Here is a 19,735-nt window from a genome sequence, read left to right on the forward strand (position 1 = left end):
GGTGAGCACGGCCCCTCCTTTTCAACACGATCGCACACTTCTTGACTCATTCACTCAGGGGCATCTATGGTCGCGGATGGATCCGACTCGCACCCGCCGCCCTTATGGAGCCGCCATGCGGACAGTCGTCACCGCCCTCGCCCTCGCCCTCGCCCTAGCCGTCCCGGCGGCCGCCGCTCCGCCGTCGCAGGGAGCGCCACCGCCTGGAGTGCCGCCGTCGCGGACGGCCTCCGCACCGACCGGGTCGGAGCTGGCGCAGACGCCGCCCCTCGGCTGGAACAGCTGGAACACGTTCGGCTGCGACATCAACGAGAAGCTGATCCGCGACACGGCGGACGCGATCGTCGCCTCCGGAATGGCGGCTGCCGGCTACGAGTACGTCAACATCGACGACTGCTGGGCCGAGAAGGAGCGGGACCCCGTCACCGGCACCTACGTCGCCCACCACGAGCGCTTCCCGAGCGGCATCAAGGCGCTGGCCGACTACGTGCACGCCAAGGGCCTGAAGCTCGGCATCTACACCAGTGCCGGCACCGAGACCTGCGCGCGGACCATGCCGGGCAGCCTCGGCCACGAGGACCTCGACGCGCAGACGTTCGCCGACTGGGGTGTCGACTACCTCAAGTACGACAACTGCAACAACCAGGGCGTCCCCGCGCAGGAGCGCTACAAGGCGATGGGTGACGCGCTGGCGAAGACCGGCCGGCCGATCGTCTACAGCATCTGCGAATGGGGCGAGAACGATCCGTGGCTGTGGGGCGACTCGGTCGGCGGCGACCTGTGGCGCACCACCGGCGACATCACCGACTCCTGGTCAAGCGTGATGTCGCTCCTCGACCAGCAGGTCGGGCTGGAGGCGTACTCGGGCCCGAGCGCCTGGAACGACCCGGACATGCTCGAGGTCGGCAATCCCGGTCTGACGCAGGGCGAGAGCCGTGCCCACATGAGCCTGTGGGCGCTGCTGAACGCGCCGCTCATCGCGGGCAACGACGTGCGCTCGATGCCGGCGTGGGCGCGCAACCAGCTCACCGATCCGGACGTGCTCGCGGTCAACCAGGACTGGAGCGGGCGGCAGGGCGCGAAGCTGCGCGACGACGGCGACAGCGAGGTCTGGACCAAGAGGATGTCCGACGGTTCGGTCGCCGTCGTCCTGCTCAACCGGGCGTCGGCGCCGGCCACCATCGGCACCACGGCGACCGAACTCGGGCTGCCACGAGCCGCCACCGGATACCGGGTGCGGGACCTGTGGACCGACACCACAGCGGCCTCCGGGGGACGGGTGCGCGCCCAGGTCCCCGGCCACGGCGCGGTCATGCTCCGGGTCAGCGCCGGCGGCACCGCCGGGCTGCCGCCGATGGTCGCCGTCGACGTGACGCCGGCCCAGCCGTACGTCGGGGGCAGCGAGGCGAACACGGTCACGGTGACGGTCCACAACGACGGTACGACCGCCGTGACGAGGGCGCGGCTGGCGCTCACCGCTCCGGTGGACTGGACCGCGACGGCCACCGGACCGACGCAGCTCGGCTCGATCGCTCCCGGCCGGACCGGCACGGCGACCTGGCGGCTGACCGCGGACGGTCCCGATCTCGGTCCGGTGGACCTGACGGCGAGCGCGAGCTGGATCTGGCGCGACCGGGTGTTCGCCGGCACCGCGGCGGGCCGGTTCACCGTGGCGTCCCCGGCGCCGGCCGGTACGTCGTACCTGTCCGACCTGCCCTGGCTGTACGCGGAGAACGGTTGGGGTCCGGTCGAGCGGGACCGGAGCAACGGCGAGACGGCGGCCGGGGACGGTAGGCCGTTGACGATCGCCGGCACCGTCCACGAGAAGGGCCTCGGCAGCCACGCGCCGAGCCGGATCGGGTACTTCCTCGACTCGCGGTGCAGCCGGTTCACCGTGACGGTCGGGATCGACGACGAGGTCGGCAACCAGGGCCGGGTCCGGTTCGAGGTCTGGGGTGACGGGGTCGGTCTCGCCACCGCCGAGGCCACCGGGGCGGGCGCCGGTGTCCCGCTCGACGTCGCGGTCGACGGTGTGGATGTCGTCGAGCTGCGTACGGACCCGGTCGACGGGCAGAACTACGACCACGCGGACTGGGCGACCCCGGTGATCACCTGCGCCTGAGCCGCTTCCCCTCCGTTCGCCGATACCGGCGGCAGGCCCCGCATCCGCGGCTTGCCGTCGGTGTCGGCTTTTCGCGTCGAGGGCGCAGCCATCGCCGGCGCGTCAGGTCTCAGGTCTGAACGGTAGCTGCCGGCGCTCCGGCCCGCCGGAGGTCACCGCCGCTGTTGGAGATCGGCGAGCAGGCCGCTTACTCGACTCCGGATGTCGTCGCGGACCTCGCGAACGACGTCGATGGGTTGTCCGGCGGGGTCGGTGAGTTTCCAGTCCTCGTAGCGTTTGCCGGGGAAGACGGGGCACGCGTCGCCGCAGCCCATGGTGATGATGACGTCGCTGGCTTCGGCCGTGTCCCAGGTGAGACGCACCGGGGTCCGGTCGGTGATGTCGATGCCGACCTCGCGCATGGCCTCGACGGCCACCGGGTTGATCTGTTCAGCGGGTTCGCTGCCGGCCGAGCGGACCTCGATGGTGTCGCCGGCGAGGTGGCGTAGCCAGCCGGCAGCCATCTGGGAGCGGCCGGCGTTGTGGACGCAGACGAACAGGACGCTGGGCTTGTCGCTCATCGCGCTTCGGTCTCCTGGGCGAGGTGGGGCATGACAACGGAGTCAGCTGCGCGCTGGGCTCGGGGGTACCAGGCGGCGAGCGCGGCGACGGCCACCAGGCCGCCGACGAGTTGGGCGACCACGAAGCCGGGCACTGAGGTGGGGGCGATGCCGGCGAACGTGTCGGTGAAGGCACGGCCGATGGTGACTGCGGGATTGGCGAACGAGGTGGACGACGTGAACCAGTAGGCGGCACCTATGTAGGCGCCCACCGCGGCAGGCGCTGTGGCGGTCCGGCCGCTACGGGCGAGCGCGAAGACCAGGACGACCAGGCCGGCGGTGGCGACGATCTCGGCCAGCCACAGGTTCCCGCCGGTGCGGTCGGTCTGTGACCAGGCGACGGCCGGCAGGTCGAACATGAGGTTCGCCAGCACGGAACCGGCGATCGCGCCGGTGACCTGTGCGGCGGTGTAAGCGGCGAGGTCCGAGCCAGTCAGGCCGGTGTCAGCGCGGCGGCCGAGCCACCAGTCGACGGCGGACACGACGGGGTTGAAGTGCGCGCCGGACACCGGCCCGAACATGAGGATCAGCGCGCCCAGCGCGAACGCGGTGGCGATAGCGTTTTCCAGCAGCTGGAGCCCGACGTCACCGGGGGAGAGCCGAGCGGCGGCGGTCCCGGACCCGACAACGGCAGCGACCAGGAGCGCGGTGCCGACGAATTCAGCTGACGCGTGGCGGGCGAGGGTGCGGCTCACGCGTCGGCGGGGGCGGTCGTGGCGGGCAGGTCGAGCAGCGCGCCGAGCTGGCGGAACGCCTCGGGCTTGACGCGGTACCACACCCACGTGCCGCGCCGTTCGGAGTCGACGAGGCCGGCTTCACGCAGCACCTTGAGGTGGTGCGAGATGGTCGGCCCGGACAGGTCGAACGCCGGGGTCAGATCGCACACGCACATCTCCGGCACCGAGGCGATCATCGACATCAGCCGCAGCCGGACCGGGTCGCCGAGGGCCTTGAACATCGGCGCGACCACCATCGCCTGCTCGGCGTCCATCGGGCGGACCGCCAGCGGGGCGCAGCAGGCGACCGCTTGGAGGTCCACGACCGGCAGACTTTGTTTCGACATTTCTCTAGCTTGACAGACGTCAAAACAGGCTGCAACAGTGGGGGCTGATTCGAAAACCATCTAGACAGGAGGGGAAGCGATGATCAAGCTCATCCGCCGTCGTCGTGCCGACCACGTCCGGGGCCTGACGCTGTGCGAGTCGTGCGGCCAGGTGTGCACCGCCGCCTGCCGCGCTGACGCCCACCGCGAGCGCAGTCGCACCACCTCGCTCACCAACGCCTTCGTCCGCTGACGCTCGCCACCAGGAGGAACCATGTCCCGTGTCCAGCTCGCCCTGCGCGTATCCGACCTCGAGAGCTCGGTCACCTTCTACTCGAAGTTGTTCGGCGTCGAGCCGGCGAAGCGCCGTCCCGGCTATGCCAACTTCGCCGTCGAGAACCCGCCCCTGAAGCTCGTACTCATCGAGGGTGAGGCCGACCGGCCCACCGTCATGGACCACCTGGGCGTCGAGGTCTTCAGCACCGACGACGTCGACGCCGCCACCAGGCGCCTCGCCGACTCCGGTCTGATCACCCTGGAGGAGAACGACACCGAGTGCTGCTACGCCCTCCAGGACAAGGTCTGGGTACGCGGTCCCGGCAGCGAGCCCTGGGAGGTCTACACCGTCAAGGCGGACGCCGACACCCTCGCCAAGGCGACCGAGGGCGAATGCCGCTGCGGCGAAGCGAGCGGCGCCGAGGCGGAAAAGGAGCTGGCAACCAGCGGAGCCACGCCCCGCTGCTGCTGAACGGGGGGTGCGCGCCTGGCGGCAGGTATCCATCAGGCGCGCACCCGGTTACCCGCCGTTGCGGTCGACGGCGGAGATCAACGAATCGGCGGGCGGTACGGCCGGGGACCAGCCGCCGACCCGGGATCGAACATATGTACGATGGGCGGGTGGCGAAGGAGTTGGTGGCGCGCTGGTGGAACGGGGTGTGGGGGCGACTCACTCGGCGTGACGTGTGGCTCGCGCGCGAGGTCCGTTGGCACGTCGTGGCCAGGGCCGGCGACTCCGAGACCGGCAAGGTGCTTCGCTGGGAGTTCGACACCGAGGACGAGGCCCGTTCGATGGTGCAGCGTCTCGTCCGGGCCGACAGCGGGCAGTGGCGTGAGCAGACCGGCGACGCAGCCACGCAGCCACCGGGCTGAGGCCGACGCGGCAACCGAAGCCGGTCGCGGACGGCGGTGTGGGGCACCGGTCAAGGCATGCGGTTCGCCGATGGTTGCAGGGTTCGAAGCGTCGGGGACCGCCGGCTGCCGGATCGAGGCGTTCAGCTCATGTCGACGGCGTACGCCTCATCGCGCACGTCGGCGTCCACGTGCCGGCGTAGATCGAGCAGCAGATCCCGCCATGGGGCCTGCCAGCCGAAGCCGGCCCCGTGCCGGACCAGTGCCACCGCGAACAGCCCCCCGGCGAGATCGCCGCGCCCGGCCAACCGTGTGACGGTGCCGGAGAGGATCGCCGGGTCGGGCCACTCGTGAAGGCCGCGCAGGCGTGCGCCGACGTGTTCGGCGGTGCGGACGGCGAGGACGGGCCGGCCCGCGCACAGTGCGGCGACCTCGTCCAGGTTGTCCAGCCGGCCGAGGTCGACCAGCAGCCCGGCGGCCGTGCCCAAGAAGGCGGGATGGCCGGCCAGCCAGCGCGCCGATTCGACAAGTGCGCTCCGGTCAGCACTGACCGGCCGGCTTCCGGACCGGACGACCGCGCCACGCGCGAGAAGTTCGATTCGGCGTCGGGCCGGACGGTCGGACGCGGGGTCGCCAGGATGCTCGTCGTCCGCGTCACGGTCCACGAGCCGGGTCAGCGCGACACCGAGCACTGCGTCGCCGCCGGCCTTCAGCAGATTGGCGACTTCGATGTTCACCATCGTTTCGTCGAGGTCGGAGAGCCGGTCCACGATCAGTTCGGTGACCCCGACCAGCCACGGCGCCCACTCCCCGAGCTGGCCGAACGCGGCGCGCCGGACCTCCCGGTCGGTGCTGCGGCACGCCTCGACGATGAGTGCGCCGTATCGCGGGCGGTGCCGCTCCGGGATCGTGTACGGGTACGCGCTCAGGACCGCGCGCCGTTCCTCCCGGCTGCCGCCGACCGCCGTACGCAGGATGCTCCAACTCGCCTCGGTCCGCAGCCGCTGCCGAGCCGCGGAGACGATCGCCGCGCGGACGTCGCGGTGCGTGTCCGGGTTCAGGTACGCGTCGAGCAGCGTCGCCATCATCCGCGGCGGCCCGTAGCGCGCCAGTAGCCGGGCCGCCTCCTTCCGGCTCGTGACCTTCACAGCCCCGGTCACCAACTGGCCGAGCCCATTGGCCAGACGCGCCGGCGGAACGTGCCGGGCGGCCCGGCCGGCCGCGTACAGTGCGACCCGAGCCCGGTCGCTGTCGGCGTACCGCAGCAGCACCGGCAGCGCCTCGTCCGGCCGGTCGGTCCAGACCAGCGCGCCCAGTGCCGCTTCGGCGATCGCCACCTCCGGAGCGTCGAGGTGACGCAGCACCAGCTCTCGGCCCGCGCCGGATACGCCCGCAGCGGCCCGGATCGCCGCCGCGCGCCGCCACGCTCCCTGCCCGGCGTCGGCGATGATGAGCTCCTGCAGGTCCACGAAGCGGGCCTGCTGGCGGGGCAGCCAGCGCTCGGTGTGAGACGCCCAGGCGGGCACCCATCGCGTCCCCGCTTCCACGAACCGGCCGCTCGGGCGGCGGTCCAGCACCGGGTCGAGCAGGTCGGTGCGGGACACGCAGATCGTCGCCCACACCTCGTGGATCGTCACCGCCGTCGCGTCGATGTCGAGCACCTCGGCGACCCGGTCCGACCGGGTACGCGGGTCGTCCAGCCACAACCCGATCGCCGTCCGGGCCACCGACGGCAGCGTGCCGGGGCCGATCGCCCGACGCAACAGATCCTGCAGTTGCGGCAGCTGCCGCGCCCGCTTGCCGAGCGCGTGGGTGAGCGCGAACAGCGGACCGTACCGGCCGCGAGCGATGCCCGCCTCGACCCAGCCGCGAAGCCGCTCGAAGACCAGCGTCTCCTGGCCGCGGCGCAGCACCGTGTCGAAGCGGCGCAGTACCGGCACGTTCGCGCTCGTGTTGACGAGGTCGATCGTCAGCAGCGCCCAGTCGCGAAGCTGCGGCACCGCGACGTGGTGCTGCAGGACGGCGACGGCCAGCGTGCTCAGCGCCGTGGTGGTGGCGGCGGACGCGTCGCGGGCGTCGACCGCGTCGGTGGTCAGCTGCGTGAGCCCGACGGCCGTGTCAGCAGTGAGCAGCGGCGCCATCTTCGCCAGCGCGTTCAGGGCGGCCGCTCGTACCGGATCCTGCTCGTTGCGCAGCCGGCCCAGCCGGACGATCACCTCGGCCGCCGCCCGGGGGTCGCGGGAGCGGCGGGCGGCCGCCACCAGCAGCGCGTACCCGTGCGCCCGCTCGTCGGCGTCACCGGAACGCAACGCGGCCTGCAGCGCCGCGGACGCGTCCGGCCAGGCGAGATACGCGCTCCAGACACGCACCTCGGACTCCCGCTCACGGATCCTCGCGAGACCCAACACCCGGGTCGCCTCGCGGATCCGGGCCGTCGCCGGCAGCACGTCCATGATCTCGGCAGCCGGTATCAACACCGCCGTGTCGACCTCCGCCAGCGCCCGGCCGTACAGCTCTCCGCGCCTGCCCGGCGCGACGGCGTCGAGCAGCGCGGCCAGTCCTCCGCTCTGTTCGCGGAACCGGCTGGCGAGCGGCGCCAGCTCGTCGGTGGGCAGCGCCGCGAGGCGCCGCAGCAGAGCCGGGGGCAGCGCGGTCCGCCCCAGCCAGGCCGCGCGGCTCGGCGCGGTGAGCAGGCGTACGACGCGAATCGCGTCGTACGCCGCGAGCCGTCCGTACGCGCGCAGCGGGCCGGGCAGCGACCCCTCGGGTGCGTACCGTTCGAGCAGGTCGAGCGCCTGAGCCGGGTCGCATCGCAGCACCGCTCCGGCGGCCTCGCCCCAGATCCGTCCGCGCAACTCGGTCGGGGCCGTGGCCAGCCGCTCGCGGATCCGGTCCAGCAGCGGGCCGGAATGCCAGCGGACCAGCCGCTCGAGGTTGAGCGCGTGCTCCAGGTCGGGCAGCAACTCCCGTACCGTATCGGCGCCGCAGGCCGGCAGCAGCGCGGCGGCCTCCTCGTCACCGAACTGGGCCCGGACCTCGCTGATCAGCGCCTCAGCGACAGCGGGCGCACGCCGGCGGCGCAACGTCCGATAGACACGCTGCCGCTCCGTCGCGGGCCGATCGACGAGATCACCAACCGGCAGGCCGGCGCGCAGCGCGGCGGCGAGCGCGGCGGCCCTTATGGACGGTTGGGGGTCGCGCGTGGCGGCGGCGATGCCGTCGGCGTCCCGGGCCACCATCGCCGCGATCAGGGCGAGATGCCGTTCGTAGGGGCCCTGCTCGCGTAGGTCGACGCAGACCTGGGCGCGGTCGGGCACGGTACGCGCCCATTCCGCGAGGCGGTTCATCCGCTTGCGGTAGGGCAGCGGATCGAGCGAGGCCAGCAGGGCGCGGGTGGCGGCGAGCACGGCGTTGATTGTGCCCGGACGCGCACCGGGACGAGATTGATTATTACTTCGCTCGGTGGCCCTGGTGCCCGGGCGGCCGGTGTGCTGCCGTCGGGCCCTCGTCTTGCTGCTGCCCCGTCGTCCACGGCCGGAGCTTGTCGGGGTTGCCGGCGAGCACGTCGGATCAGACGGACGTGCGTTCGCGGGCCAGGCGCCATTTGATGAACCCGGCCGCCGACAGCAGTACGGCGACCGCGGCAAGCGCGAACAGTGCGACGCGTCGAGCACCCTGGTTCTCGGCGTCCTCCACGCCCGAGGCAACGTTTTCGGGGTTGTAGCGGATCCGCACCCGGTCACCTTCGCCCAACTCGGGGCTGCAACTCGTGCACTCCACGCTCACGGTGTCACCGCCCTGGGCAGTGAACTCGACTATGACGTTGCTGCCACGTTGGAAGCGGTCGACCTGGACAACGGTCGCCTCGGTGGTGATGCCGCGAGTCGCGAGCTCTATCGCAACAGTGCCGTTGTAGAGGGCAACGCAGCACATGAACGTGGCGGCTACGATCACGGCGATCAGCGCGGTGATGAAATTACGCCGCCGTGGGTGGAGCTCTTCCCACCGTTCGTCCACGTCGCGATCCTAGGAACGCCACGCCAGCCCGTGCCTCAGCGCGAACGGATCCGAACGACCTCGAACGCCTGCAGCCGGCCGGCACGGCGATGGCGCGGCTACGGTCTGCACCTACCGCCGTGATGACAACCGGTGGTGGGGTAGGACGGGGGCCGGCGTGACCGAGCGTGCCGCGACGTACAGAGAGGTGTTCGCGGTGCGCGAATACCGCTACCTGTTCGGGGCGTACCTGCTGTCGTTGGCAGGGGACCAGCTCACCGCAGTGACCGTTGCGTACCTCGTGTACACCGGCACCGGTTCGGCGGCGCTGTCCGCGGCCGCGTACGCCAGCTCCTATCTGGCCTGGCTCACCGGTGGACCGCTGCTGTCCGGCCTTGCCGACCGGTTCCCCCGGCGGCGGGTCCTGGTCGGGTGTGACCTCGCGCGCGCGGCGCTCATCCCGTTGGCGGCGCTGCCCGGCCTCGCGGCACCCGCCCTGGTGGTGTTGCTCTTCGCGGTCAACCTGTTGCGGCCGCCGTTCGTCGCCGCGCGGGCCGCGTTGATGCCCGAGGTCCTCGACGGTGACCGGTATCCGGTGGCCAACGGGGTGGACAACATCTTCGCCCAGGTCGTGCAGGTGCTCGGTTTCGCCGTCGGCGGAAGTCTGGTGGCGCTGTTGTCGCTGCGGGGCGCCCTGTTGGTGGACGCCGGCACGTTCCTGTTCTCCGCGCTTCTCATCATGATCGGCGTCCGCCGCCGCCCCGCACCCCGCCCGTCGGCGAGCCAGGCGCGTCCCGGCCGAGCTGCCGGTCTCCTGGTGATCTGGAACGATCCCCGGCTGCGCGCCTACGTCCTGGTGCTGTGGACGGCCAGCGCGTTCACCTACGCCGCGGAGGGGCTGATGGCACCGCTGGCCGGCCAGTACGGCGGCGGCGCCGGCACGGTCGGACTGTTACTGGCGGCGGCGCCGACGGGGATGGCCCTCGGCGGGGTGGCTCTCACCCGGCTCTGCCCACCGTCGACTCGGGCGCGACTGGTCCTGCCCCTGGCGGTACTCGCCGCCGGGGTGCTGGCGGCGGTCTGGCTCGCCCCGCCGCTGTGGGTGGTGCTGTCGCTGTTGGTGTCGGCGGGCGCGGCCAGCGCCTTCGCCATTCCGTTGAACGCGTTGTTCGGCCGGGCCGTGCCGGCCCAGTACCGGGGGCGCGCGTTCGGCGTGGCCATCACCGGTCTGAGCGGGTTCCAGGGGATGGCGATGGTCGTGGCGGGTATGGCCGCGGACCGTTGGGCGGCCACCACGGTCATCGGATTCAGCGGACTGTCGGGTGCGTCGCTGGTCCTCGCTCTCGTACCGCTGTGGCGGCGGCAGCGTGCGGCCGCGCCGGTGACGGCCGCGGCGCCGCTCGAACAACTTCGAACAACCTCGATCGCCGGCAGCCCTGTCGCGGAGTCCGGCGGCGGCCGACGCTGAGTTCACCGGGCGGGCACGGGCCGCCCCATCAGAGGGGAGGAACGCTATGCGCAGCGTCGGCAAGCGTGGCGTCAGCTGGACCTGACCCCGAAGCTCCATCATCCCGCGATGCACCTCCGGATCCACCCTCATCACCGGAGGAGATCGACGGCGCTGACGAGAGGAGGTGCGGCGATGCGTAAGGACGACTGCGCCAGCTGAGAGAGCACGAGAACCACGGTGGGTGGTCACCGCGAGGTGGCCACCCATCCGCGCAGAGCTGGAGGATTCATGCGGATTCAGGGCAGCTACCCGCTCACCATGGGGCAACTTTCCATGTGGAAGGCCCTCATGGTGCGCCCACCCGAGCAGCTGTGGGAGTCGAACCTCGACCTCGCGTGGCCGATCCCCGCCGGGATCACCGTGGAGCAGGTCCGGCACACCCTCACCGCGCTGGCGCTGCGGCACGAGTCGCTGCGCACCGTCTACCGCCCCGCCGACGAGCCCGGCGAGGTGCGCCAGGCGGTCCTGCGCGACCCGCTCGTGCGGTTCGCGCAGGCGTCGGTCCGGGAGCCGTTCGACCTGACCGAGCAGCCGGCCTGGCGGGCCTGGGTCCACACCTGCGACGACGAGCCACCGCAGGTTCAACTGGTGATCCACCACATCGCGGCCGACGGCGCCGCGGTACGGACCCTGGAGTCCGACTTCTACGCCCTGCTGCGCGACGAACCTCTCCGTGCCGCCCCGGCACCGCGTGAACTGGCCGAACGGCAGCGCAGCGACGCGTTCCGGGACAGGTTGACCGCGGCCGGCGAGTACCGCCGGCAGATGGTCACCGCCGTGCCCCGGACACCGGTGTCCCGGGGTGCTCTGCTGCGGGCGCACGCCCACACGGGCATCCCGTACGGCGCGGCGCGCCGTGCGGCACAGCACCTCCAGGTGACCCTGCCGAACCTGCTGCTCGCGGTCTACGCGCAGGTACTGGCCGCCAGCACGGGGGTGGCGGATCAGTTGCTGTGGCAGTTGTCCGCGAACCGTCTGGAGCCGTCGGTGCGGCGGCTGGTGTCGTCCATGACCCAGTGGGTGCCCATGCTGGCCTCCTGCGATCCCGGCGGCCCACTCGGCCCGGTGGCCCGCGAGGTCAACGTCGCGGCGGTGAACGCCATGCGGCACGGCGTGTACGACCCGTTCGCCGTGGGCACCCACGACTTCGACCACGGCAGCTACTTCACCTTCCTTCCGCCGCCGGACGACGCCGACCCCGAGCCGTCCGAGGTCACGCCCGGGCGCATCGAGTGGCTCCCACCCCGTGCCTACAGCGGGGCCAGCTTCTACCTGGTGGCCAGGGCGTACCCGTCGGTGCAGCTGACCCTGCGCGTGATGCGCGACGGGTACGGGCGCGCGGACGTGGAACGGTTCCTGACCGCGATGGTCGATCTTCTGCTGCGCTCCGTCGAGGACGCGCGATGAACGTGAGCCTGTGGCGCAACCGCGACTTCATGGTGCTGTGGTCGGGCCGGACCCTCAGCGAGGTCGGTGACGCCGTCTCGCTGCTGGTCATTCCGCTGCTCGCGGTCACCGTCCTGGACGCCTCAGCGGTGGAGGTCGGTGTCCTCAGCGCCACCCGGATGGTCGCCTACCTGTTCCTGTCCCTGCCCGCCGGGGTGTGGGTGGACCGGATGCGTAAACGCCGGGTCATGGTGGTCTGCCACCTCGCCCGGGCCGGGCTCGTGGCAACCGTCGCGGTCGGCGCCTGGACCGGGTGGGTCACGATGATCCACCTCTGGATCGTGGCGCTGCTGTCCAGCGTCTGCACCGTGTTGTACGAGACCGCGCACCAGAGCTTCCTGCCGGCGGTCGTCCCCGGCGGCCAGCTGCTCGACGCCAACGGCAAGCTCGCCACCACGTACTCGGTCTCGCGTATCGCCGGATACAGCGCGGGCGGCGTCGTGGCGTCGGCGCTGGGGGTGGCGCGCACGGCGGGCGTCGACGCGCTCGCCTACCTGGTCAACGCGGTGTCCCTGCTGTTCATCCGGCGATCGGAACAACCACCGGTCGGGACCCGCCGGCCGGACTTCCGACGTGAGCTGGCTGCTGGGCTGTCCTTCGTGTTCCGCCATCCGATCATGCCCAGGCTGGTGGCCGCCTCGGCGTCGCTCAACCTGTTCAGTCAGATGATTTTCGCGCTGGCCGTCCTGTACCTGGTGCGCGACCTGCATCTCAGCGAACAGACCGTCGGGGCGGTGATGGCGCTGACCACGCTGGGTGGGATCACCGGCGGGCTGCTGTCCGCACGGCTGGCGCGCCTGGTGGGCACGGCGCGGATCATCTGGATCGCCCCGCTGGGGCTCGGCTGGACGGTAATGCTCGTACCGGCAGCCCAACCCGGTTGGGGTCCGGTCGCCTACACGGTCGGCATGGCCGGCATGGGTGCGCTGTTCGCCATCTACAACGCCGCCGCGGTCAGCTACCGGCAAGGGGCGTGCCCGCCGGAACTGTTGGGGCGGATGACGGCCTCGGTCCGGTGGGTGATCTTCGGGGTGATGCCGGTGGGTGCCCTGGCCGGCGGCCTGCTGGGCAGCTGGCTCGGGGTACGGCCGACGCTCTGGATCGCCGCCGCCGGGGTGTGGGCCTCCGGCCTTTGGCTCTATTTCTCACCCCTGCGCTGGGAGCGTGACCTGCCGGACGGGAGCCCCGAGCGGGACACCCCGACACCGCCGGCACCGGAGCCGGCCCGGCGCGAGCAGGTACCCATCGACATGGCCGGGAAGGCCACCGGAGGAGGACGACGTGCATGACCAGCCGTTCGGACAGCGCATCCTGTCCTGGGCGGGCAGACCGGCGCAAGCCGACCGGTTCGTCGCGCTGGGCGGGATCCGGTTGCCGGCGGAGCCGGACCCCGCCGCGCTGCGGCAGGCCCTCGACGCCCTCGTCGCCCGGCACCCGGTGCTGGGCGAGGGACCGGTTCCGCTGCGAACAGTCGACGACGTGTGGGCGGCGGCCGCCGCCGGCCGGTACCCGCCAGACGCGCGATGCCTGCTCTGGGCGTACCTGGCCGGTACCGAACTGCTGCTCGTCGCCCACCACGACGTCTCGGACCCGTGGTCGATGCGGCTGCTCGTCCGCGAGGTCCTGAAACCGGGCAGCGGACCGGCGCCCGCGTACTACCACCAGCGTGCCGCCACCCACCCGCCACACCGGGTCACCCGGTTCAAGCCGTTCTGGACCCGGATGCTCACCGACGTCCCGGCCCTGGCCCCGGGTACGGGCGGTGAGCTCGGCACGGCGGAGATCCGGGCACCGAGCGGCATCACCCAGGAGCGGGCGGGTGCGGTCGCCCGGGCCGTGCGCAGCACGCCGTTCGTCGTACTGTTCACCGCGTTCGCGCGGGCCCTCGGCCCGCTCCACCAGAACGAGACCGTCGTCCCGGTGCTGACCCACGGCCGACGCAGATCCGACTGGGACACCGTGGGGCTCTACATGAACGTGCTGCCGGTACGGCTCGGCCCGCCGACCGTGGGCGCGGTGCACCACGCGTTCGCCGAGGCGTACGCCAACGAGATCCCGTTTCCGCTGCTGCTGGACGCGGTACCGCAGGCCGACGCGTTGTTCGCCGAGGGGGGACCGAGCCTGGCCCAGTTCGAGGTCATCCAGGTGCCCGACGGTGCCGGAGTCGAACCGCTGACGGTCCCGCCCGGGCTCGGCCTGGGCGGGCCGGTGCTGCCCGTAAACGGGCTGGCGTTCTGGCTCGAACCGGCAGCGTCCGGCAACTACACCGCCTGCGTGCGCTACCGCCGCTCCTACCAGGACACCGAGATGCGCGCGTTGATACGGCGATTCGTCGACCGATGGGAGGAGATCGATGCCCACGCGACCCGAGCTTGAGGCGATGCTCACCCGGCTCTGGAGCGAGAAGCTCAACATCACGCCGGTCGGCGTCGAGGACAACTTCTTCGCCCTCGGCGGCGACTCCCTGCTCGCCGCCGACCTGCTGATGGACGTGTACGAGCAGTTCGGCATCGAGGTCGACGCGGCGGTGCTGTTCCTCAAGCCGACCATCGCCGAACTGGTCGACGAGGTGCTGGCCGCATGAGCAGCCCGCCGGGTGACCACATCTGCCCCCGGGGCGGCACCGGCCTCGCCGACCCCGCCCTGTACGACGTCGGAGACCCGCACGCCGTGTGGCGGGCGTTGCGCCGTCGGGATCCGGTCGGCTGGCACCCGGTCGACGACCGGTCGGGCTTCTGGGCGGTGACCCGCTACGCCGACGTCAGAGCCGTCCTGACCGACCATGCCGGGTTCACCTCCACCGGCGGGGTGATGCTCAGCATGATCGGCCGGCCGGAGCCGGCGCGCGACCAGCAGTTCGCGGCGAGCGACCCGCCGCGACACGGACTCATCCGCGGTCCGCTGCAACGTCAGATGACCGGCCGCGCGGTGGCGCGGCACGCACCGGCCATCCGCTCCTTCGTACGGGAGATGCTCCGCCCGGCCGGCGGCGACCTGGACTTCGCCGAGCTCACCTCGACCCTGCCGCTGGCCTTCCTGAAGCCGCTGATGGGCATCCGGGCCGCCGACTGGCCCGACCTGGCCCGGTGGGTGTCCATGTCGGTGGCCGAACACGACCGGGACGTCATGTTGCCCGACGGCCCGTCCGCGACCCTCGATCGCGGCCACCGGGAGCTGTTCGCGTACCTGCTCAACCTGCTGTTCGAGCATCGGCGGCAGCCACGCGGGGACCTGGTGGACCTGCTGGGAGCCATGCCGCTGCGTCCCGGCGCCGTCGTGGCCAACTGCTACAGCGTGCTCCTCGGCGGCGCCGCCGCCATCCCGCACGTGCCTCGCGTGGCGCTGGCCGAGCTGATCCGCCTGGGGCGTTACGAGGAGTGGGCCCGGCATCCCCAGCGCATCGACCGCGTGGTCGAGGAGGCGCTCCGGTTCGCCACGCCGGCCGGGCACTTCATGCGACTGGCCACGCGGGACACCAGCGTCGGGGGCGTACCGGTCGCGGCGGGGGAACCGGTCGTGGTGTGGCTCGGGTCGGCGAACCGCGACGAGGCAGTCTTCGCCGACGCGGACACGCTGCACCCGGACCGGCACCCGAACCGGCATCTGGCATTCGGGGACGGGCGGCACTACTGCCTGGGATCGGCGATGGCCAGGATGACGTTGCGCATCTTCTTCGAGGAACTGTTCGCCACCTTCTCCTCCTTCGAGCCCACCGGTGAGCCTGAGCGCGTCCGGTCGGCCTGGCTGCACGGAATCAAGCGGATGCCGGTCGTGGGCAGGCGACGATGATCCCCGACGCGCTGGCCGCCCAACTGCGCACGCGCCGCCAGGCGCCGGCCGTGGTGGATCCCGAGCAGGCCCTGACGTACGCGGACCTGGACGGCCTGAGCAGTGCGGTCGCCCTGCACCTCGAACAGTGGGGAGTGACCGCCGGTGACCCGGTGATCGTGCACACCCGGTTGTCGCGGTGGGCCGTCGTGGCCATGCTCGGGGTCCTGCGGGCGGGTGCCCGGTACGTCCCCGTGGACGCGGCCTTCCCGGCGGCCCGCCGGGAACTGATGATCTCGGCCGGCGGCGCCAGCGTCATCCTCACCGAGGAGCTGCTGACGTCACTGCCGCCGGTCGGCTGCTCGCCGTGGCGGGACGGGCCGGACGCGTACACCATGTTCACCAGTGGCTCGACGGGCGTGCCGAAGCCGGTCACCGTGTCGAGGGCGGCGCTGAGCTACTCGACCAAGGCCCGTCTGGAGTACTACGGCCCGCCGCCGCAGCGGTTCCTGCTCTGCTCGTCGATCTCGTTCGACAGTTCCGTCGCGGGCATCTACTGGACGCTGTGCACCGGCGGCACCCTGATCATCCCGAGTGCGCGGCCGTTCGACGTACGGGCGCTGGTGCGGGCCGGCGCCGCGCACCGGCCCACGCACACGCTGATGGTGCCGTCGCTGTACCGGTTGGCGTTACGAGCGCCGATGCCCAGCCTGTCCACCGTGATCGTGGCCGGCGAGAGCTGCCCGCCCGGACTGGTCGACCTGCACTACGAGCGGATGCCGCACGCGGCGCTCTACAACGAGTACGGGCCCACCGAGTGCACCGTCTGGAGCACCGTGCACCGGTGTGTGCAGGGGGAGGACCCGGTACCGATCGGACGACCGATCCCCGGCACGACCGTCTCCATCGACGACGGCGAGCTCTGCATCTCCTCGCCCGGAGTGGTGTCCGGAGGTCCCGTGTACCGCACCGGCGACCGGGTCAGCCTGGGCGCCGACGGCCTGCTCCGCTACCACGGACGCGTCGACGAGCAGCTCAAGGTCGGCGGCATGCGGATCGAACCGGCCGAGATCGAACACGCCCTGATGTCGCATCCGGCGGTGCTCCTGGCCGGCGTCGCCGTTCCGTACCAGGGCGTCGCGTTCGTCGTCTGCGCCGAACCGGTGGAGCCGGCGACCCTGCGGGCGCATCTGCTCGACCGGCTGCCCGCCGTGGCCGTGCCGACCGTGTTCGAGCGGGTGCCGCGGCTGCCCACCCTGCCCAACGGCAAACTCGACCGCAGCGCGCTGAGCCGGATCGGCCCTGCGGGGGACGGCCCACCCCGCCGGGCCGCTGCGCCGGCGCAGAATCACGACAGACCCGTCACATCGACGCTGTGCGATGCTCGGGAGGTGAGCGCCGACGGCTCGACCCACCGACCGGATTGGCCGCACCGCACATGACGACCGAGGGACACGCCCGCGCGGCGGCTGCGGAAACAGGTGTCGCCGCGGCCACGGCGTACTCCGGCACCACCCGCATCGACGAGCTGCGCGCCACCGAGTATCGCCACCTCGACCGGCACGGCCGGGTCTACCTCGACTACACGGGCGCCGGGGTGGCCGCGCGGGCACAGATCGTCGCCCACCACGACCGGCTGCTCGGCGGCCTGTACAGCAACCCGCACTCGGAGAACCCCACCTCCGAGGCCGCCGGGTCACTCGTCGAGTCGGCCCGGCGCGCGGTGCTCGACTTCTTCCGCGCCGACCCGGCCGAGTACGCGGTCATCTTCACCCAGAACGCCAGCGGCGCCTGCCGGCTGGTCGGCGAGGCGTACGACTTCGGCCGTGGTCGCCCGCTCGTGCTGACCTGGGACAACCACAACTCCGTCAACGGCATGAGGGAGTACGCCCGGGCGGCCCGCGCGCCGGTGCGCTACGTACCGCTGACCGGGCCCGAGCTGCGGGTGGCCGAACCCGATGTGATCGCCGCGCTGACCACCGCTCGAGGCCGGCTCACCGGCCGCCTCCGGCGGCACGACCCCGGCGGTTCGGGGCTGTTCGCGTACCCGGCACAGAGCAACTTCACCGGCGTGCAGCATCCGCTGACCTGGGTGGACCTTGCCCAGCAGCACGGCTACGACGTGCTGCTGGACGCCGCGGCGTTCGCGCCGACGAACCGGCTGGACCTGAGCGTCGTCCGCCCGGACTTCGTCTGCCTCAGCTGGTACAAGCTCTTCGGCTACCCCACCGGGGTCGGGGCGCTGCTCGCCCGGCGTGACGCGCTGGCCCGGCTGCGCCGCCCCTGGTTCGCCGGCGGCACCATCCGCGCTGTCAGCGTCCAGGGCGACTGGCACCAGCCGATGGGCGACGAGTCGGGGTTCGAGGACGGCACCCTCAACTTCCTCAGCATCCCCGACGTGGAGTTCGGGCTGAGCTGGCTCGGCTCGATCGGCGTCGAGGTCATCCACACCCGGGTCGAGCTGCTCACCGGATGGCTACTCGAACAGCTGACCGCGTTGCGGCACCGCAACGGCCGACCACTGGTGCGGATCTACGGTCCGTCGACCGTTACCGCGCGGGGTGGCACGGTGGCGTTCAACTTCCACCACCCGGACGGTTCGCTCGTCGACGAGCGGCTCGTCGCGGTCGAGTCGTCGACGGCCGGCTTCGCCCTGCGTACCGGCTGTTTCTGCAACCCGGGCGCGGCCGAGGCCGCCTTCGGCATCGACGGCGACCTGCTCCGCCACTCGATCCGTAGCCGTCCGGAGACGATCGACCAGCACCTCGCCACGCTGCGGCTGCCGACCGGCGGTGCGGTACGGCTGTCCTTCGGGCTGGCCTCGACCGCGGCGGACGCCGAGCGTTTCCTGGCGTTCGCCGCCTCGACCTACCTGGACCGGAACGGCCCCACGGACCTCCGGCTGGCACCCAGGATCCGCTGCTGACCAGGGGCACCCCATCCGGCAACACGTGCCCGGTAGCGCCCGACGGTTGGAGGCACCTGGCGTGAACCCAGGACAGTGCGTTCGAATCGCGCTGCGGGTAGACACCGTGCCGCGGCCATGGCACATCCCCGGCCCGTTTGCGGTCAGCACCCTGCTGAAGACCGGCCGGTAGAGTCGCGACGGCTGGACGGGCAAGGGAGGACCGTCCGGCCAACGAGGGGGAGAGTGTGCTGCACCTGAGGGTGATCGCGACGCCGGATCAGTCGGCGGCGGTCACCGATCTGCTGGCCGCCGAACGTGGTGTGACGCATCTGGTGGTGCTACCGGGGGCCGCCCGCCAGCCCGCGGGTGATCTCATCACCTGCGATGTGGTCCGGGAGAGCGCGGACAGCGTGTTGCAGGGTCTGCGACGGCTGGGTGTGGAGGCGCAGGGCGGCATCGCGGCCGACGACGTCGAGTTGGCCATCTCGGTGGCCGCCGACCGGGCGGCGCGGGAGGCACCCGGCAGCGGCGCCGACGCGGTGGTCTGGGACGAGATCGCGGCGAAGACCGGTGAGCAGACCGAACTGAGCGGCACCTACCTGGTGCTGATCATCGTGGCCACCATGATCGCCGGGATCGGTGTGCTGCTCGACCAGCCGATCCTCATCGTCGGTGCGATGGTGGTCGGCCCGGAGTTCGGGCCGCTCGCCGCGATCTGCGTGGGCCTGCTGCGTCGCCGGTTCGACACGGTGTGGCGGTCGCTTCAGGCCATCGTGGTGGGTTTCCTCGCCGCCATGGTGGCCACGGTGCTGAGCACCTGGGCGCTGACGGCCATGGGGCTGGTCAGTCGGGGGATGCTGCTGGCCGACCGCCCGCTGACCGATTTCATCTGGCGTCCGGACGCGCTCTCCTGGGTGGTGGGCCTGCTGGCCGGGGTCGCCGGCATGCTCTCGCTGACCTCGAAGAAGTCCGGCAGCCTCGTCGGTGTGCTGATCTCGGTCACGACGGTCCCGGCGGCCGCGAACGTGGCGGTCGCCGGGGCGTACGGGGTCTGGGACGAGGCGGGCGGCTCGGCCGTCCAACTGATCATCAACGTGTGCGCGATCGTGCTGGCCGGGCTGCTGACCCTCGCCGTGCAGCAGCTCTGGTGGTGGAACCTGGCCCGTCGTTCCCGCCGTCGGCCCGCCGCGTGAGCAGGAGGACGACGGGGTTCGAG

The 19,735-nt window shown here is 71.9% G+C and carries 18 protein-coding genes; 13 read left to right on the plus strand and 5 right to left on the minus strand.

The window, feature by feature from the left end; translation table 11 throughout:
• Nucleotides 1-115 precede the first annotated feature (115 nt).
• Nucleotides 116-2,122 (plus strand): NPCBM/NEW2 domain-containing protein, encoded by a 2,007-nt coding sequence (locus BXA10_RS14680; protein WP_076470910.1) that lies wholly within the window; start codon nucleotides 116-118, stop codon nucleotides 2,120-2,122.
• A 152-nt stretch (nucleotides 2,123-2,274) separates the two neighbouring features.
• Here BXA10_RS14680 and BXA10_RS14685 read toward each other — a convergent pair whose 3' ends face one another.
• The 3 genes from BXA10_RS14685 to BXA10_RS14695 are packed head-to-tail and all read right to left on the minus strand — an operon-like array spanning nucleotide 2,275 to nucleotide 3,784.
• Nucleotides 2,275-2,682 (minus strand): arsenate reductase ArsC, encoded by a 408-nt coding sequence (locus BXA10_RS14685; RefSeq protein WP_076470911.1) that lies wholly within the window; start codon nucleotides 2,680-2,682, stop codon nucleotides 2,275-2,277.
• Nucleotides 2,679-3,416 (minus strand): aquaporin, encoded by a 738-nt coding sequence (locus BXA10_RS14690; protein ID WP_076470912.1) that lies wholly within the window; start codon nucleotides 3,414-3,416, stop codon nucleotides 2,679-2,681. The genes BXA10_RS14685 and BXA10_RS14690 overlap by 4 nt, the downstream gene beginning before the upstream one ends.
• Nucleotides 3,413-3,784, minus strand: coding sequence for an ArsR/SmtB family transcription factor (locus BXA10_RS14695; RefSeq protein ID WP_076470913.1), 372 nt, complete (start codon nucleotides 3,782-3,784; stop codon nucleotides 3,413-3,415). Before BXA10_RS14695 ends, BXA10_RS14690 begins: the two co-directional genes overlap by 4 nt.
• Nucleotides 3,785-3,863: 79 nt before the next feature.
• On the opposite strand from BXA10_RS14695, the gene BXA10_RS31515 reads away from it, so the two are divergent.
• The 3 genes from BXA10_RS31515 to BXA10_RS14705 all read left to right on the plus strand — a co-directional run bounded on the left by BXA10_RS31515 (nucleotide 3,864) and on the right by BXA10_RS14705 (nucleotide 4,912).
• Complete coding sequence (locus BXA10_RS31515) at nucleotides 3,864-4,016, plus strand: hypothetical protein (RefSeq protein WP_175649215.1); 153 nt, start codon at nucleotides 3,864-3,866, stop codon at nucleotides 4,014-4,016.
• Between the two features lie 21 nt (nucleotides 4,017-4,037).
• Complete coding sequence (locus BXA10_RS14700) at nucleotides 4,038-4,511, plus strand: ArsI/CadI family heavy metal resistance metalloenzyme (RefSeq protein ID WP_076470914.1); 474 nt, start codon at nucleotides 4,038-4,040, stop codon at nucleotides 4,509-4,511.
• Between the two features lie 149 nt (nucleotides 4,512-4,660).
• Nucleotides 4,661-4,912 (plus strand): hypothetical protein, encoded by a 252-nt coding sequence (locus tag BXA10_RS14705; protein ID WP_139338003.1) that lies wholly within the window; start codon nucleotides 4,661-4,663, stop codon nucleotides 4,910-4,912.
• Between the two features lie 122 nt (nucleotides 4,913-5,034).
• Here the strand turns inward: BXA10_RS14705 and BXA10_RS14710 are convergent, their stop codons facing one another.
• Both BXA10_RS14710 and BXA10_RS14715 read right to left on the minus strand, forming a co-directional pair.
• A complete protein-coding gene (locus BXA10_RS14710) occupies nucleotides 5,035-8,298 on the minus strand; it encodes a hypothetical protein (protein ID WP_175649216.1) in 3,264 nt (1,087 codons plus the stop codon).
• 163 nt (nucleotides 8,299-8,461) lie between these two features.
• Nucleotides 8,462-8,908: a DUF3592 domain-containing protein gene (locus tag BXA10_RS14715; RefSeq protein ID WP_076470916.1), complete on the minus strand. Its 447-nt coding sequence runs from the start codon at nucleotides 8,906-8,908 to the stop codon at nucleotides 8,462-8,464.
• 157 nt (nucleotides 8,909-9,065) lie between these two features.
• Between BXA10_RS14715 and BXA10_RS14720 the strand changes: the two genes are divergently transcribed.
• The 9 genes from BXA10_RS14720 (at nucleotide 9,066) to BXA10_RS14760 (ending at nucleotide 19,712) form a co-directional block, all read left to right on the plus strand.
• Nucleotides 9,066-10,355 (plus strand): MFS transporter, encoded by a 1,290-nt coding sequence (locus BXA10_RS14720; protein ID WP_084752789.1) that lies wholly within the window; start codon nucleotides 9,066-9,068, stop codon nucleotides 10,353-10,355.
• 270 nt (nucleotides 10,356-10,625) lie between these two features.
• Entirely contained in the window at nucleotides 10,626-11,804 is a 1,179-nt protein-coding gene (locus tag BXA10_RS14725; protein ID WP_076470917.1) for a condensation domain-containing protein, read from the plus strand.
• Nucleotides 11,801-13,132, plus strand: coding sequence for an MFS transporter (locus BXA10_RS14730; RefSeq protein WP_076470918.1), 1,332 nt, complete (start codon nucleotides 11,801-11,803; stop codon nucleotides 13,130-13,132). The genes BXA10_RS14725 and BXA10_RS14730 overlap by 4 nt, the downstream gene beginning before the upstream one ends.
• Nucleotides 13,125-14,219 carry a condensation domain-containing protein gene (locus tag BXA10_RS14735; protein ID WP_076470919.1) on the plus strand — a complete coding sequence of 365 codons (1,095 nt, stop codon included), beginning with the start codon at nucleotides 13,125-13,127 and terminating at the stop codon, nucleotides 14,217-14,219. Before BXA10_RS14730 ends, BXA10_RS14735 begins: the two co-directional genes overlap by 8 nt.
• Nucleotides 14,197-14,427, plus strand: coding sequence for a phosphopantetheine-binding protein (locus BXA10_RS14740; RefSeq protein WP_084752791.1), 231 nt, complete (start codon nucleotides 14,197-14,199; stop codon nucleotides 14,425-14,427). Before BXA10_RS14735 ends, BXA10_RS14740 begins: the two co-directional genes overlap by 23 nt.
• The gene (locus BXA10_RS14745) at nucleotides 14,424-15,632 is read left to right on the plus strand and encodes a cytochrome P450 (protein ID WP_076470921.1); all 1,209 of its coding nucleotides are present in this window, start codon (nucleotides 14,424-14,426) and stop codon (nucleotides 15,630-15,632) included. Before BXA10_RS14740 ends, BXA10_RS14745 begins: the two co-directional genes overlap by 4 nt.
• Nucleotides 15,629-17,053, plus strand: a complete 1,425-nt coding sequence (locus BXA10_RS14750) for an amino acid adenylation domain-containing protein (protein WP_076470922.1) — start codon at nucleotides 15,629-15,631, stop codon at nucleotides 17,051-17,053. The genes BXA10_RS14745 and BXA10_RS14750 overlap by 4 nt, the downstream gene beginning before the upstream one ends.
• On the plus strand, nucleotides 17,050-18,537 hold the full coding sequence (locus BXA10_RS14755) for an aminotransferase class V-fold PLP-dependent enzyme (protein ID WP_084752795.1): 1,488 nt from the start codon (nucleotides 17,050-17,052) through the stop codon (nucleotides 18,535-18,537). The genes BXA10_RS14750 and BXA10_RS14755 overlap by 4 nt, the downstream gene beginning before the upstream one ends.
• Nucleotides 18,538-18,764: 227 nt before the next feature.
• Nucleotides 18,765-19,712 (plus strand): DUF389 domain-containing protein, encoded by a 948-nt coding sequence (locus BXA10_RS14760; RefSeq protein WP_076470923.1) that lies wholly within the window; start codon nucleotides 18,765-18,767, stop codon nucleotides 19,710-19,712.
• Nucleotides 19,713-19,735 lie beyond the last annotated feature (23 nt).

This window comes from Micromonospora avicenniae (assembly GCF_900156065.1).
Taxonomy (GTDB): Bacteria; Actinomycetota; Actinomycetes; order Mycobacteriales; family Micromonosporaceae; genus Micromonospora; species Micromonospora avicenniae.

Excerpts from the sequence above, each read along its gene's own strand:
- BXA10_RS14730 (WP_076470918.1), top strand. The coding sequence starts at position 11,801 with ATGAACGTGAGCCTGTGGCGCAACCGCGACTTCATGGTGCTGTGGTCG.
- BXA10_RS31515 (WP_175649215.1), top strand. The coding sequence starts at position 3,864 with ATGATCAAGCTCATCCGCCGTCGTCGTGCCGACCACGTCCGGGGCCTG.
- BXA10_RS14750 (WP_076470922.1), top strand. The coding sequence starts at position 15,629 with ATGATCCCCGACGCGCTGGCCGCCCAACTGCGCACGCGCCGCCAGGCG.
- BXA10_RS14680 (WP_076470910.1), top strand. The coding sequence starts at position 116 with ATGCGGACAGTCGTCACCGCCCTCGCCCTCGCCCTCGCCCTAGCCGTC.
- BXA10_RS14740 (WP_084752791.1), top strand. The coding sequence starts at position 14,197 with ATGCCCACGCGACCCGAGCTTGAGGCGATGCTCACCCGGCTCTGGAGC.
- BXA10_RS14700 (WP_076470914.1), top strand. The coding sequence starts at position 4,038 with ATGTCCCGTGTCCAGCTCGCCCTGCGCGTATCCGACCTCGAGAGCTCG.
- BXA10_RS14745 (WP_076470921.1), top strand. The coding sequence starts at position 14,424 with ATGAGCAGCCCGCCGGGTGACCACATCTGCCCCCGGGGCGGCACCGGC.
- BXA10_RS14695 (WP_076470913.1), bottom strand. The coding sequence starts at position 3,784 with ATGTCGAAACAAAGTCTGCCGGTCGTGGACCTCCAAGCGGTCGCCTGC.
- BXA10_RS14685 (WP_076470911.1), bottom strand. The coding sequence starts at position 2,682 with ATGAGCGACAAGCCCAGCGTCCTGTTCGTCTGCGTCCACAACGCCGGC.
- BXA10_RS14755 (WP_084752795.1), top strand. The coding sequence starts at position 17,050 with ATGACGACCGAGGGACACGCCCGCGCGGCGGCTGCGGAAACAGGTGTC.
- BXA10_RS14725 (WP_076470917.1), top strand. The coding sequence starts at position 10,626 with ATGCGGATTCAGGGCAGCTACCCGCTCACCATGGGGCAACTTTCCATG.